This is a genomic window from Pontiella desulfatans (assembly GCF_900890425.1).
GTDB lineage: Bacteria > Verrucomicrobiota > Kiritimatiellia > Kiritimatiellales > Pontiellaceae > Pontiella > Pontiella desulfatans.
In genome coordinates, this window is record NZ_CAAHFG010000001.1 from 2,902,874 (window position 1) to 2,917,162 (window position 14,289).

The window sequence follows — 14,289 nt, forward strand, 5'->3', positions numbered from 1 at the left end:
CCTCTTTATTTCAGGCGGGCTTCGACGCCGGGTTTATATTGTTCTGGTGGTGGGGGTAGATTCGGGTAAAGGGAGTTGAGTTTCTTTTTGAGCGAGTTCCGCAATTGGCTCGCCAGTTCGGGCCGTTCATTAATCAGGTTCTTGCGCTCTGCGATGTCGCTCGGGATGTGATACATCTCATCCTCGTCACCCGTAAAAAACAGGATGTATTTCATCTGGGTTGCGGTGTCAAAAAGCGCGGCATTGGCGCGTTGCCCCCAGTGCGGTCGGTTTTCGGGGAAATACCAGAAAAGCTGCCGTTTTACGTCCAGCGATTTTCCATAAAAGGTAGGCACCAGCGAGTAGCCGTCGCTCGCATAATCCGCGGGCAATGTTGCGCCTGTCACATCCATTACCGTGCTGAAAATATCGGCCAGATAGACCGGCCCGTTATACTCAGTGCCGGGCTTGATTTTTCCCGTCCAAACGGCAATCGCGGGGACGCGGACGCCCGCTTCGTAGGTGGAGTTTTTTCCGCCATTGAGCGGCGCGCACGGCACATCGTTGACCGTAGGGCCGTTATCGGAGAGAAACAGAAATAGCGTGTTTTCGTATTCACCGATGGCTTTGAGTTTGGCGACCACTCGGCCGACGGCGGTATCCATCAATTCGATCATGGCGGCATATTTCGGGTTGGTTTCGCTCGTCAGCAGTTTCCGTCCGGTTTTGGGGTCCTTGCGATACGTCGGCTTCAGGTCCAGCCGGTTTATCTTTTGCTGATATTTTTTGACCAGTGCCGGTTTGCCCTCTTTCTTACCGCGATCCGCATTATGAACCTGGTAGAAAGAGAAGTTCAGGAAGAACGGCTTATGCGGGTCGCGTTGATCGATCAGCTGCAACGTTTCTGTGGCCAACCGGTCGGTCAGATATTCGCCCGCTTTGCCGGAACTCATCAGGCTATTGAATTTCGTGCTATCCGGCGGAACAGGATCGGTGCCGGCTTGTGTGAATTTGTACGGCCAGAAAAAGGTGCCGGGTTGATGCGCCGTCGAGCCGGCGATATTGCGGTCGAATCCCAGCTGGTGCGGCAAGGTTCCGTCTGAATTTTGTCCGAGGTGCCATTTACCGACGTGCCACGTTTGATAGCCGCGCTCTTTGAGGTAGCCCGGCAGGATGGTTTTTGTGTCCGGCGACAGAATATGCGTATAGGTCCACATCCCCAGTTTTAGCGGATTGCGCCCGGTCATCAGCGTCGCGCGCGCGGGTGAACAGATCGGGGCGGACGTGTACATCTGCGTGTAGCGGATCCCTTCCGCGCAGAGCTGATCCACATTCGGCGTTTCGTACAACTTGGCACCATAGCAACCGAGATCTTTCCAGCCCATATCATCAACCAGAAAAACGACCACATTCGGCTTACTCACCGGTTCTGATTGCTGTCCCAACCCTGACTGGGTTAGGCACAGCCCACATACGATCATCAATAACTTTCTCATTCCGACTGCCCCTCGACTTCTTTTGGTTTCAAAGTGATCTGACCGATTTTGTAACGCCGTTGGCCATCATCCCCATTCAACGGCATGGCAATGGTAGGAGTTCCGTCGCGTTTACCGACGGAGATATAGAGGTCGTAGGTTCCCGGCCGGGTGGTCGGGGCATAGAGACCGACGATAAATTCGCTGACCCATTTTTTAACCGGAGCTTCGCCAATGGCGCCCACCTCAAGGTCGCGCAGATTCAGCGAATCATCCACCAGCAGGGAAACGATGCCACCCTTTTCATCCTTAATGGTCAGTGCCGGGTAGCCGCCGGGGTAACAGGGCGCGACGCCCTTATTGACCCAGGTCCAGGTCACCTTAAAATTCTTGCTGATATCTCCATAGGGGTAGGCATTCAGGTGTTCAGTGAACGCATCCGGCGAAGTAGCGATGGGTACCGCTTTGGGCCAGGTTACAGAAAGCGGCATCAGCCGATAGCCCATGCGCTGGTTAATGCGATCGATGGCTTCGCGATTCTCCTCAAGCTCAATCCGAGGCCACCAGTGAATCGACATAAAGCTTGCATGATACTCTTCCACCGATTTGACCAGCCGATCAGGATCCCAGGCACCCCGTTGCTTGGATGACCCATAATGCTCATGTTCGAGGATGACCGGCAGTGTGGGCCAGAAGGCCTGTGCCATTTCATCATGATACCAGGCTCGACTGTCCGGTTGCACCAAGATGCTGTCATCGCGAATGGTTACGCCTTGGCTCAAGGCATAGTCTGTGATGGGAAACCGCTTCCCCGGTTTGCTGTGCCCGGCAAAATCGTCGGAGATGCACAACAGCGTTTTTTTGAAATACTTCAGATGCAGGTCTATATGCAGTTTCTGGAGTTCGATTTTATCCTGTTTACTGCTGGCATGAGTGTGTCCCTCGCCCCAGATGCCATAGGTGCCGACATCAATAAACTCCACGTTTGGATTGCCGTCGTAGCGTTTGGCATAGGCGGCAATAAACGCTTCGAGTTTTTTGAGATAAACAGGGTCGTCGAAGAACGGATCCCACAGATTCCCGTCTGGTGAGGGACCTTTGCCATGAATAAAAAAAGTTCCTTTGGCGCCCGCATCCTTCACCCATTCAGGCGTGGCAAAGGGTATCCAGCTTTCAGAACAGGTCAAACGCAAGGCGATCTTCTTTCCCTCCGCGATCCAACGCTGCGCGGGTGTATCCAATATTGCCCAATTGTACTTACCCTCTTCGGGCTCAAGGTAGGCCCACGGAAGGCGCAGGTAAACCGTCGAAACGCCGGGGAAATCCTCAAGTGTGTCGGAGGGTTCCAGTTTGGAACCATAGTTGCGCGCGACGTTGGAATAGAAGTGCATCGTCCACCCCATCCCAGGATTGATTAACGCCTCGCCCGTATCCTCCAACGTAACCGACGCGGTCTCCTGCGCGATGGCGCCAAAGCTGATAAACAGCCCGCACATAAAAAAGCAAAATATAATCGTTTTCATCAGACTCACTTTATTTAGTCTTAGTTTTATAATTAGGCCTATACTCTCTGGCCCGTTTCTCGTTCGTGGTATCCGTGCCATCGAAAACGGGCTCGTGCATCAGCTCCCCTGCCCCACGGACGTTCGTGTAATCGATGAACTCTTGCAGCAGTTTTTGACCCGCTTCGCTGGTCGGTAATTTTCCTCCGACAACCTGCTCCTCCTTAAAAAAGGACTCAGGACTTTCCGTGTTACGCGCATTGGTCGGAAGCTCCTTATGCACCGCGCCCTGAACAGAACCGTCGGTCGTTGACCAGTAGACGAGCTTATCTTTGCCTTTTACATAAACCGCATTAAAAATGCCCTCACTCATCCCAATGGATCCAAAAGATTCGGATGCACGCTTGCTCACCTCCTTCGACAGGGTTCCCATCATCTTCTCAAGATAGACTCCGCACGCCTTGTAGAGCGGGATGCTACCCGATGAATAATAGAACACCTGATCGTCGGGGATCGGCGTGTTTGATTTCAAATAGGGCCAGAGATTAATGCCATCGAACGGGAACGCCGGCTGATCCTTTTGTGTCGCCATCCCGACCAACGTGGGCGCGATATCGGTGGTCGGGCACAGCTCCTCAACGATACGCCCTTTCGCTTTTGAATCGGCGAGCGATTTGGACCAGAAAATCATCGGCACCCGCACCCCGCCTTCAAAGTGGCTGGACTTACAGCCGGTGAGCGGATAATTCGACCCCATGATACTGCCGTTGTCGCAGGTAAAGATGATCATCGTATCCTCTTCGACCCCGCTCTCTTTGAGCGTCTGCATAATCTTTTTGATGCCCAGATCCATGCGATAGACAAGCGCGGCAAAGTTGTATTTGATAAACTTCTCATTGCCCAGTTCCTTCATCCGGCGGTAAGCAACCGATGTTTCGGGCGACCATCCGGTGCCCTTTTTCTTCGCGCGTTTCTTTCGTTTGGGCGTGAAATTGCGGGCGCCTGACGCATTCATCAACTCTCGCCAGTCGGCTTCGTCGATCCCGTCAAACTCGCCGGGGAACATCTTTTGGAGGTCCTCCAGCTTGCCGTCCAGCGGAGAATGGGGTGCGTTGTAGGCCATATAAAGGAAGAACGGCTTCTTCTCCTGAGCCGAGCGTTTGATGAACTCGGTGCCGAAATCGGTAAAGACGTCGGTGAGATATTCGCCGCCTTTGGCAACGTAGGGTTGAGATTTGAAGTTGATCCGACGTGGAAATTTTTCACCTCGGCGCAGATAGAATTTACGCATTCCGCCGACAAAGAAAAATCCGTCGTTATATTCCGCCGTTGCGGGCTTCGGGTTCAGCACTTTCGCGCTCGAATTATCGCCGTGCGATTTGCCGACAAAACAGGTGGTGTAGCCGAGATCGCGCAACTGCTTGCCCATCCATGGACGCTGGACATTATCGGCGCGGTTGCACCAACGCCCGGAAAGCAGATTTTGACGAGCGGGCGCGCACCAGCTGGTGGTATATGCCTGCATAAAACGGACGCCATCGCGCCCCAGTTTATCGAAGTTCGGCGTAAACTTATGCGCCAGCGTCCGGTCATCGCCGCCCTGAAAGAGCTCGCGGTAACAGCCGATGTCGCCATAGCCGAAATCGTCCGCCAAAATGACGATAAAATTTTTCGGAGCGTTCACTTGCCCAGCATGGACCGCCATATTGAACAGCGCTATTGCCGGGAGAATCAGATGCATTGGTTTAATATTTTGTATCATGGTCTAGTTCTCCTCCATCATACGTTGCCAGATTTCTTTCTTGCCGACATAGGGTTCCTTATTCTCCTTCATCCACTTCAGGAATGCTTTGCGCAACTCAGTGACCACCTCTGGGTGCTGTGACGCCAGGTTCTTGTATTCCCCCGGATCAGCAGCGACGTCAAAGAGTAGTGGTTTTTCACTATTCCAGCCGATGAGTTTCCATTTGCCTGTTCGTGCATACCATGAGGCGAAATAGTCCACGTGCTTGCGCTTCTTCGTCTTGAACTCTTTTTCTACTGTTCTCAATTCTGGATGTCCGTCAATGGCCATGGGGATGGCATCCAGGTGCGCCCAGAACAAGGTGCGCCGGGGATCGCCTTTCGAGTTACCCGTCAGTTGGGGCAGATAACTCTTTCCGTCTATGGGAACATCGGCTTTGACTCCTGCGTAATCGAGAGCAGTCGGCATCAAATCAATCATGTGCTGCAGGGCTCCGCTCTGGCCGGAGTTTCCGCCGGGGACATAGGCAAACATCGGGGTCCGCACGCCACCTTCCCAGGCGCTCCACTTGGCACCGCGCAGTGGACCGTTGCCGGGAATAGACACCCGCGGCCATGCCGCCTTGCCCGTCGGTTTTTTATTCTTCTTCTCCCGGTAGTCCGGGGTTTCACGCCAGACCCCGTTATTGAGCCCATTGTCCGAGGCAAATAGAATCATGGTATCGTCTTCAACGCCCATGGCTTTGATCTTCTTGAGGAGCTTGCCGACGTTATAATCCATGCCATAGATGCTGCCGAAATGCGAATCCACAACGAAAGATCCGGAGTTAATGGCATCCATATATTTCTTCGGCGGGGTTGGGCTCGGCGGTTTGGGTTCGCACAGAGAGAAAAAGATAAAGAAGGGTTTCTTCTCCTTATCGCACTGATCCAGAAAACCGAGAGCCTCGGTAGTCATCTGATCGCAGAGCCATCCTTCGGCTTTTGCCTTTGTCTTGTTCCGGTAGAGGTGTGATGAGTCATACTTGTCGGTATGCGCACGGTCGTAGCCGAAGTAGGTATCGAACCCCTTGTCGTTGGGGTGCTGGCCCTCCTCCCTGCCAAGATGCCACTTACCGAAAATGCCGGTGCGATAACCCGCATTGGCAAATGCCTTCACCGGGAAGCCAACAGCCTTCGGCACGCCTGTACCATCGCTCAGTTCTGTATTCGAATAGGCACCAAATCGTTGCGGATACCTGGCGGACATCAACGCCGCGCGCGAAGGCCCGCAGGTGGGCGCCGCATAGAAATTGGTAAAACGCATCCCTTTCTCAGCAATGCGGTCAAGGTTTGGCGTGGCCTTTTTTACGGCATCGAAGCAGACCTGCACCGCCTCTCGACCCCCCTTGGTCTTAAGCATGCCTTTCAGAATATCTTTCTTCATGGGCTGTAGGGTGTCAGGCGTGGCGAAGGAGAGAAAACTGCCGAGTTCGCAATATCCCTGGTCGTCCGAAATAATCAGCAACACGTTCTTGCGCTTCTCTTCAGCGCCCTGTGCTGTAACCGCCAACAGTGAGAGTAGTAATACAAATTGTTTAATCATGAGTAAATCTCAATCGTTTTCATTTCTTTTTCTTTTTCCCCATCTCATGGAAATTCCCGGGTGTACCTTGACGGGGATCCTTTTTCTTTACGTTCTTCTGATCTTTTCCCCACTCAATAATCGAATCGCCGACCGGTTTGGAATACTTATCGTTCACCTTGGTCACTGATTTAGCCATTTCATGCCAGCGTGCCTGCATGGCTTTGATCCTTTCCGGGAACCCTGTCGCCAGATTCTGAGTTTCAGTGCGGTCGTCTGCCAGGTTGTAGAGTTCCCATGGACCATTGCGGGCAGAAGCGATCTTCCAGTCGCCCACGCGCAGTGCACGGTTGATTGAATATTGGAAAAACAGTTCGTCGTGGATCTTCTTATTCTCGCCTTGAAGAAGAGCCAGGAAGGATTTGCCGGAAGGCGCGCGGATCTCGCGATCGGGGAAGCTCTTGGGATAGCGTCCACCACTGACATCAAGCAAGGTGGGCAAAACATCCATCACATGCAGCGGTTCGTCGTTGATGGTTCCCTGCTCTTTGATGGTCGCCGGCCAGTGAACAATGGCGGGCGTACTGATCCCGCCTTCGTGCTGATTCTGCTTGAACCAGCCGAACGGAGTATTGTCGGCATTGGCCCAACCAACTCCCACATTAATCGTGCTTGCCGGATCCCACGGCTCGCGGTTTTTGAATTTCGGATTCATGAACGGGCTCGCGCCGTTGTCCGAAAGAAAGATGAACAGGGTATTCTCCCAGCGCCCCGCCTCTTTCAGATACTCAACCAGCCGTCCCACATTCTGATCCACATTATCGACAATACCGGCATACGCCGCCATGATCTTAGCCTGCACCGCCTTCTCTGGTTCGGGCAATTGATCCCATGTCGGAATAAAATCGGGACGCAGCGAAAGATTCCATTTCGGATCGATGAGTCCCATCTCGGTCTGGCGTTGATACCGAGCCGCGCGAATCTTGTCCCAACCCACCTTGTAGGTCTCCGCATACTTTTCAAAATCCTGTTGCTTGCAGTGCAGCGGACCGTGCGGCGCATTGTAGGCCAGATAGAGAAAAAACGGACGTTCCGGCGCTTCGGCAATGGACTCTTTTATGCTCTCAATCGAGAAATCGGTGAACGCGTCCGTAGCGTAAAAATCCTTGGGGAATTTTTTAAAAGGTTTCCCGTTTTTCCAGTAATGCTCGTTCCCGGTGAAATAGTTGCACAGCCCGTTGAGATGTCCGAAATGACGGTCAAATCCGTATTGGGTCGGATCTTTCTTTTCATCCAGATGCCACTTCCCCACGGCGATCGTGCGGTAGCCCAGCGGTCGCAGTGCCTCGCCCATGGAAACCGAGTGCTTCAACGCTCGCCCTCCGGCCCGCCCTTCATACTGACCGCTCATGATCGAGATTCGGGTCGAGGTGCATTTGGCGCAGTTGTAGAATTGCGAAAAGCGCATCCCCGTGTCAGCCAATCGATCAATATTCGGCGTCTGAATCTCCCCGCCAAAACAGCCGACCGACGAATAGCCCATGTCGTCGCACAGCACCACCACAATATCCGGCTTGCGCTCGGCGGAATGAGCCGCAAAAGCCAACAGTGCCATTAAAAATCCAATCTGTTTCTTCATTCTGTTTTTCCCGATGCGGTTAGTTTCAGATAGGCGGCGGCGAATCGTTTGCCGATTTCGATTTGAGCCTGTGTACTGCAGTGCACTTCGTCTCCGATGTGGCCCGTGAGATCGCGGGCATCGATACAGGCGGTATGCTTCCGCTAGGACGGGAGGCTCAGCAGAATCTCATTGATCTTCTCGCCCTGGTTCAACTTTTTGTGGGATTTCAGAAAACTGCCAATCGTGCAGGCGATAAAGGGAAGCTCCGGGGTACCCAAATCCGCTCGATAGCGATCCACGAGATCGAGCAACTTTTGCTCATACGAAAGACAACCTGCCTTTGTCGCATCCGACTCGCCTTGCAGCCAGAGGATTGCCTTGACCTCCGTTTTGAGCGGCGATTCCTTCCGCGCCGCGTTCAGGAGCATTAACGAACGGTCGTATAATTTTCCGTTTTCTTTATATAGGTCGATCCGTGCTCCGCCCACCGCGGCGGGGACCAAGCCAATCGCCCACTGCTTATGCTGCTCGAGCAAGGTCATTGCGAAGCTCATGCCCGGCCCCGTCCCGGCATTATCGCTACCGTCGAGCAAATCCGGCGTCCCTTGGGCATGCAAAGGATCACGACTGACGTACCACTGCTGTTTTTTTCGAATGGAAAAACAGGTTCCGCGCCTGGGTCTTCGGGGTCATATCGATCATGCCGCGCCCCTTCATATTGGACTGCCCCACCAGCAGAAAAACGTCCATCGTATCTGCTTCGGCGAACACCGAAAAGTCGGCTGTGTGCAGGGGCGGTTGCGCCGTGCCGCGTTGAGAGCCTTGCGCAAACAGCTGGGTTGCAGAAGCCGCACACAAAAGCGCAACACCCATTATTTTTATTTTCTTCAGCATCATGAGTCGTTTCCTCTAATAGTAGATCTTCGTTGCGTTCCAAATTTTCTTACGGGTTTCCCAGTCGTCAGTGGCCTGTTCCCAAGTCACACCGAGCTGGTTCACCGCTGCCGCGATTTTCTTATAGTCCTTGGCATTTTTCTTTTTGAATTGAGCCCAATCGATTTCGGGAGCATTGAACGTTTTGCTGGGAATGTGTTCGTAATTTGCCGGATTAGCCTGACGCCATTCATCGAAAGTTGAACGTAGCTTTTTCACCCGTTCCTGATGTTCCGGATTGTTTACCAGATTTTTAAGTTCGTCCGGGTCCTTGCTCAAATCGAACACCTCTTCGATCGGTTGAGGGGGATCGATCCAGCGCAGATACTTTGCATCGACCGTGCGAACGCCTTCATTACGGGCAATGTACACGCCTTTGCAACCTGAATGATAATGCTCGAAGAAAAACTCCGTTCTCCAGTCTTTAGACTCTACGGGCGAGGCACTCGTGATTAGCGGGAGCAGGCTTTTGCCATCCATCACTTCAGGAACCTTAACGCCGGCGAGGCTGAGGAGCGTCGGGGCAACGTCAATGTTCAGCACCATTTCATCGCGCACCTGCCCTTTTTGAGCCTGCGGGCGCGGGTCGTAGACGATAAAGGGAACCCGCAGACTCTGCTCGTACGGCGACCATTTTGCGTAGAGTTGTTTTTCGCCGAAATGGTTCCCGTGATCGGAGAGGAAAATGATGACGGTATTATCGGCCAAGCCGCGCTTTTCGAGCATCGCCCGGATCTGCCCGACGGAGCGTTCGACGCTGGCGATTTTCTCATAATATTGCCGAGAGAACAGGCTAGGATCTCCGTCGCCATACAACTCCTTATAATTCCCGCCGATCGGGTTGAACCCTGAACCGCCGTACAGGTCTTTGTAGTAACAGACCCCGAGGAAGCTATTGCGCACAATTTCGGGAACCAGTGCCGCGGCTTCTTCATTATCCAGCGGGTTCTTCTCGAAGATATAATCGTCGAGCCGATGATCATCTTCCGGTGCCGGACAGGACGAGGCGTGCGGTGCCTTATAGTTGACCTGCAAACAGAACGGCTTCCCTGCGGGAACCGTGTCGAGGAAATCGGACGTCCGTTGCGTCAGCCAGGCACTGTCATGCAGCTTTTTGCCCTTATAGTTCCGAAACATCGGCCCTTGATCCATGCTGGCATCATAGAAATCAAAGCGTGCGAGTTGTTCTTTAGTCGAGCGAACCCCGTATTTACCGATCTGGCCGGTGTAGTACCCCGCATTCTGGAGCAGCATATTGTAGCTTTTTTCAAAAACCGGTTGGGGCATAAGCGATTTAAATTTGGTCATCCCGCTCTTACAGGAGTAGCGTCCGGTCAAAATGCAGGCACGTGATATGGCGCAGATGGGTGTGGTCACGAACCCATTGTTAAATCGAATGCCGTCAGCAGCGAGCTTGTCGATGTTGGGGGTGGGCAGCGGCTGCTCCTGCTTGTAGCAACCCAGCGAATCCAGCTTTTGATCATCCGTCAATAAAATCAGCAAATTGGGTCGTTCCGCTGCAAAGCTGCCTGCAGACAGGCAGAAGCAAACGAGCCCTGCAATCAGGTTATATTTATTAGTCATACGAATAATCCTTTTTTCTTCTGTTACATGAGAAGCCACAAAAATTACCCGTTTTTCAAAATCGAGCAACCTACTAAAATATGTAGGGGTACCGGCCGTTCCGCCGCCCACCACGAGCACCTCGGTTTTCCGCGTCTCTTTTTTATACCGCTTCCCGTTCGATCCCCGCGCGGTCGCCTGCTCCTCCGCCTGCGCTCTTGCCGTGGCGGCCATTGCAATGCCCACGGCGGAATATTTCAGAATGTTACGACGTCCCACTTGATTGTTGTTCATTGCGTTCTCCCTGCGGTCTCCAGCTCTTTGCGAGCCTGATCCTTCCAGTGCTTGCCATGCTTCTTCTTAAATTGCTGCAGAGCTTCGTATTCCGCCGCATCGATCTTACCGTCGCGGTTTTGGTCGATATACGGGAAGAGCCACTCTAATCCGGATCTATCCCGACTCCATTCCTCCGGCGAGGCCCAGCTGTTTTTTCCGGGGGATTTTGTGTGGCGTTTTGATGTTTTTGGAGCGGCGACGGGCAAGGCCGCTTCCGCCACCGTCGCGCTGTCGTCTTTAAACAGGTGGAGCCGGTCGAATTTCACCTGCTGTTTCGGTCCGGTTGAAACGAAGCGGATAATTTTGAGACCCGGCTCGTCAAACCGAACCACGCCGATTCGAACGTCGCTGAGCGCGCCGGAAGGCTCCAACATGCCGATCGTTTTCATTGGATAAGCGGCTTCCGATTGCGCGGCATCGTTTTTCACATTGTCCACCAACACCGAGTACGTTCCGGACCCTGCAACCGTCGCGCCGATCCGATAGGTTCCGGCTGCGGGTACATCGAAGATAAATTCGATATACGTGTTCGGCCCTTTTTTAAAATCCACACAAATAATTTTCCCGCCCGATGCGTTTGCGTCCGTTCTCGGGTAATGGGAATTTTCGCGACGGTTATAGTCCGCCGAAGTCTGCGCGGGAACCGATTCCGCCTCGACCCAGCCGTCGGCGGGGATTTCCGGATAGCTGAACGAGAGATGTTTTTCGAGCTTTCTAATCACCGGCGCATATTCCGGGTTCGCCGCCAGGTTTCTGAATTCGTGCGGATCGTCGGCGAGCTTGTAGAGCTCCGTTTCACCGGTCGCCAGGCGGGTCATGCGGAAATCGTTATCGAGGATCGACTCAAAAAAGACGCCGTCCATCTGGCTGGTCATCCGCACGGGGCGATCCCAATCGGCGTTCGGATTTTTAAGGAGCGGAACGAGGCTGTTTCCGTCCAGTCTTTGCGGCGGGTTCGGCAGGCCGATCAGTTCGACGAGTGTCGGGTAGAGATCGAGCAGCGAAACCGCTTTGCCGCAAACCGCACCTTTCGGCAGACCGGGCCCCGCAATCATGAAATTGCTGCGCGACGAGTCGTACCACGGCTTGATTTTAGACCACGCACCTTTTTCACCGAGCATATAGCCGTGATCGCTCCACAGCACGACGTAGCCGGTTTCGGCGTACGGGCTGGCATACCACGCATCCAGAATGCGGCCGACCTGTTCGTCGGCAAACGTGACACTCGCCAGATAGGCGCGCACGAACTGTTTGTCGTAGCCTTTTTCGACCAGCATGTCGTGATAGCCCTTGCCGAACTTGGCCTCAAAACCGGCAACCAGTTTAAAGCGCTCCGGCAAATCGTTCAGATCGTCTTCGCGCCGTTCGGAAAGTTGCAAGGTTTCAACGGGGTACATATCGAAATATTTTTGCGGCACAATCCACGGAACGTGGGGACGGAAAATGCCGACCGAAAGAAAGAGCGGATTCACATTCGATGCAATCGCTTCGATACCCGCCGTCGCCGCCTTATAGTCGCCCATTTCCGAGGCGGGGATATCGGCAATATCCCAAATGGCGGAGGCGTTCAATTTAATCCCCACGCCTTTGAGTTTTTTCGGCGTTTTGAAAGGCGGAATGTAGGTATCGAATTCGGGTTCATCCCCGCTGTGAAAGTTCTTCGCGATGCCAATGCTTTTCCAACCGTTCTGCGAAAAGAGTTTAGGAATGGTCACCGCATCCGGCCCCACATAAAAGCGCCAGGGTCCTCGGCTGTCATTTGATATCTTACCGGAACGCGACGGCGCGATGCCGGTAAAAAGCGAAGGACGCGACGGGCCGCACGACGGTGAGGCACAGATCGCGTTGCTGAACGTGACCCCGCGTTCGGCCAGCCGCTCGATGTTGGGTGTAATCGCCTGCGGATGCCCCTTGAGCACGCTGTTCCAATCATTCCAGTCATCCACATTAATCAACAACACACTCGGCTTCTGCGCTGCGAAAGCAGCAACTGAACTCAACAAACTGAGCACCCCGACCATCACACGCCAAGTTCCCCCCTTCGGGCAAAGACTAGGGCGGACACGGAAGGCGAAACTGAATGAATTCATTACCTTCATCACTTGCTTTTCCCCTTTTTTTTCTTGTTCTTCTTTGGCTTATCGTCGGGAACGGGTTCGCCCCGACTGACCGCTTCGCTTGCGGCAAATGATTTATGACCAGTTGAATTTTGACCCAGCACTTCGTGACGTTCCTGCGGAACCTGAGCGCGATGTTTTCGGATCACTGCTGCGTATTCCGGATTGGCAATCACGTTGTTCCATTCGTGCGCGTCTTTGGTGCGGTCGTAAAACTCCTCCGAGCCGTCGTTGTAATGGATGTAGCGATACCCTTCCGAGACGATCGAATAGTTCCCCGGTCCGAAACTTGTCCGCGCAGTATGCGGCCAATCGGCCTGCGGGTTTTTCAGCAGCGGAACGAGTGAATTCCCTTCGAGTTTGGGATCGGCATTCAGGCCAGTGAGTTCCAACAGCGTCGGGTAAATGTCGAGCAACTGGGCAGGTTTGGAGCAGACGCCGCCTTCAACAATGCCGGGACCGGCAATAATCATCGGTGTGCGGGTGCCGTCCTCCCACAAACTGCGCTTGGCGAAGCGTTCTTTTTCGCCCTGATGAAAACCGTGGTCGGTGTAGAGGATAATGTAGGTATTGTCTTTGTATGGGCTGGTCTCCAGCGCATCGAGCAACTTTCCAATCTGATGATCCACAAAACTCACACAGGCCAGATAGGATTGCACCAACGGCTTCCACTGATCGTTTTCTTCGACCCATTCCATGGTCGGCGCAACATGTTTGAGCCGGGTGATGTTGACCCCGTATTCCGAAATATCCTTCAGATCGTTCTCTGCCACCTTCGGCAACTGCAGGGTTTCCAGCGGATACATATCGAACCATTTCTGCGGTGCATATTGCGGGACGTGCGGGGTCCAATAACCGGCGGCCAAAAACAGCGGTTGATCGTACTCCTTAGCCAGTTGCTCAGCGCCCCATGCACTAATCTTATAATCCGGCATCAGGTCATCCCTTTCCGGAAATACGCCCCAATCCCACAATTTCATCCCCGGGAACGGGCTGATTTTCTTTTCGGGATACGGACCAAAGCCACCAAAGGCTCCAGCCCAGTTCGGCAGATAGTCCTGGTGCTGCTTGCCGCTGTGGAAGATTTTTCCGGCACCTGTCACATAATAGCCTTCGTCCTGAAAACGCAACGGCATCATGGTGCTGTCCTTGGCGACGGGAGATTCACTGATATCGGGGTTCAGGAAGTAGATGCCTGAGGTGCTCGGATAGAGCGAGCTCATCATACTAACGCGCGATGGATTACAGACCGGCGACTGGCAGTGGGCATTATTGAACAGTACCCCGCGCGCGGCGAGCCGGTCCATATTCGGCGTCTGCGCCTGCGGGTGTCCGCCCATACAGCCGATCCAGTCATTCAGATCATCGATCGCAATCAGCAGCACATTCGGCTTTTCGGCGGCCGTCGCACAAAGCGCGCCCATTAAGAACGCCATGAAAATTTTACCTTTTACAC

9 protein-coding genes and 1 pseudogene are annotated in these 14,289 nt (G+C 53.5%); all 10 read right to left on the reverse strand.

Features of this window, described 5'->3' with window-relative positions; translation table 11 throughout:
* Positions 1 to 5: 5 nt before the first annotated feature.
* On the reverse strand, positions 6 to 1,475 hold the full coding sequence (locus E9954_RS10255) for a sulfatase-like hydrolase/transferase (RefSeq protein ID WP_136079086.1): 1,470 nt from the start codon (positions 1,473 to 1,475) through the stop codon (positions 6 to 8).
* On the reverse strand, positions 1,472 to 3,058 hold the full coding sequence (locus E9954_RS10260; RefSeq protein WP_136079087.1) for a beta-galactosidase: 1,587 nt from the start codon (positions 3,056 to 3,058) through the stop codon (positions 1,472 to 1,474). The genes E9954_RS10255 and E9954_RS10260 overlap by 4 nt, the downstream gene beginning before the upstream one ends.
* A complete protein-coding gene (locus E9954_RS10265) occupies positions 2,988 to 4,718 on the reverse strand; it encodes a sulfatase family protein (protein ID WP_136079088.1) in 1,731 nt (576 codons plus the stop codon). The genes E9954_RS10260 and E9954_RS10265 overlap by 71 nt, the downstream gene beginning before the upstream one ends.
* A 3-nt stretch (positions 4,719 to 4,721) precedes the next feature.
* Positions 4,722 to 6,284, reverse strand: a complete 1,563-nt coding sequence (locus E9954_RS10270) for a sulfatase family protein (protein ID WP_136079089.1) — start codon at positions 6,282 to 6,284, stop codon at positions 4,722 to 4,724.
* Positions 6,285 to 6,303: 19 nt separating this feature from the next.
* Complete coding sequence (locus tag E9954_RS10275; protein WP_136079090.1) at positions 6,304 to 7,902, reverse strand: arylsulfatase; 1,599 nt, start codon at positions 7,900 to 7,902, stop codon at positions 6,304 to 6,306.
* Positions 7,899 to 8,501, reverse strand: a pseudogene (locus E9954_RS10285) (sialate O-acetylesterase). The gene E9954_RS10275 and the pseudogene E9954_RS10285 overlap by 4 nt, the downstream one beginning before the upstream one ends.
* A gap of 4 nt (positions 8,502 to 8,505) precedes the next feature.
* The gene (locus E9954_RS10290; RefSeq protein ID WP_136079092.1) at positions 8,506 to 8,781 is read right to left on the reverse strand and encodes a sialate O-acetylesterase; all 276 of its coding nucleotides are present in this window, start codon (positions 8,779 to 8,781) and stop codon (positions 8,506 to 8,508) included.
* 12 nt (positions 8,782 to 8,793) lie between these two features.
* On the reverse strand, positions 8,794 to 10,674 hold the full coding sequence (locus E9954_RS10295; RefSeq protein WP_136079093.1) for a sulfatase-like hydrolase/transferase: 1,881 nt from the start codon (positions 10,672 to 10,674) through the stop codon (positions 8,794 to 8,796).
* Positions 10,671 to 12,815, reverse strand: a complete 2,145-nt coding sequence (locus E9954_RS10300) for a sulfatase (RefSeq protein WP_246046727.1) — start codon at positions 12,813 to 12,815, stop codon at positions 10,671 to 10,673. The genes E9954_RS10295 and E9954_RS10300 overlap by 4 nt, the downstream gene beginning before the upstream one ends.
* On the reverse strand, positions 12,815 to 14,269 hold the full coding sequence (locus tag E9954_RS10305; RefSeq protein WP_136079094.1) for a sulfatase: 1,455 nt from the start codon (positions 14,267 to 14,269) through the stop codon (positions 12,815 to 12,817). Before E9954_RS10305 ends, E9954_RS10300 begins: the two co-directional genes overlap by 1 nt.
* Positions 14,270 to 14,289 lie beyond the last annotated feature (20 nt).

Excerpts from the sequence above, each read along its gene's own strand:
- E9954_RS10275 (WP_136079090.1), bottom strand. The coding sequence starts at position 7,902 with ATGAAGAAACAGATTGGATTTTTAATGGCACTGTTGGCTTTTGCGGCT.
- E9954_RS10265 (WP_136079088.1), bottom strand. The coding sequence starts at position 4,718 with ATGATACAAAATATTAAACCAATGCATCTGATTCTCCCGGCAATAGCG.
- E9954_RS10305 (WP_136079094.1), bottom strand. The coding sequence starts at position 14,269 with ATGGCGTTCTTAATGGGCGCGCTTTGTGCGACGGCCGCCGAAAAGCCG.
- E9954_RS10290 (WP_136079092.1), bottom strand. The coding sequence starts at position 8,781 with ATGATGCTGAAGAAAATAAAAATAATGGGTGTTGCGCTTTTGTGTGCG.
- E9954_RS10295 (WP_136079093.1), bottom strand. The coding sequence starts at position 10,674 with ATGAACAACAATCAAGTGGGACGTCGTAACATTCTGAAATATTCCGCC.
- E9954_RS10260 (WP_136079087.1), bottom strand. The coding sequence starts at position 3,058 with ATGGCACGGATACCACGAACGAGAAACGGGCCAGAGAGTATAGGCCTA.
- E9954_RS10255 (WP_136079086.1), bottom strand. The coding sequence starts at position 1,475 with ATGAGAAAGTTATTGATGATCGTATGTGGGCTGTGCCTAACCCAGTCA.
- E9954_RS10270 (WP_136079089.1), bottom strand. The coding sequence starts at position 6,284 with ATGATTAAACAATTTGTATTACTACTCTCACTGTTGGCGGTTACAGCA.
- E9954_RS10300 (WP_246046727.1), bottom strand. The coding sequence starts at position 12,815 with ATGAAGGTAATGAATTCATTCAGTTTCGCCTTCCGTGTCCGCCCTAGT.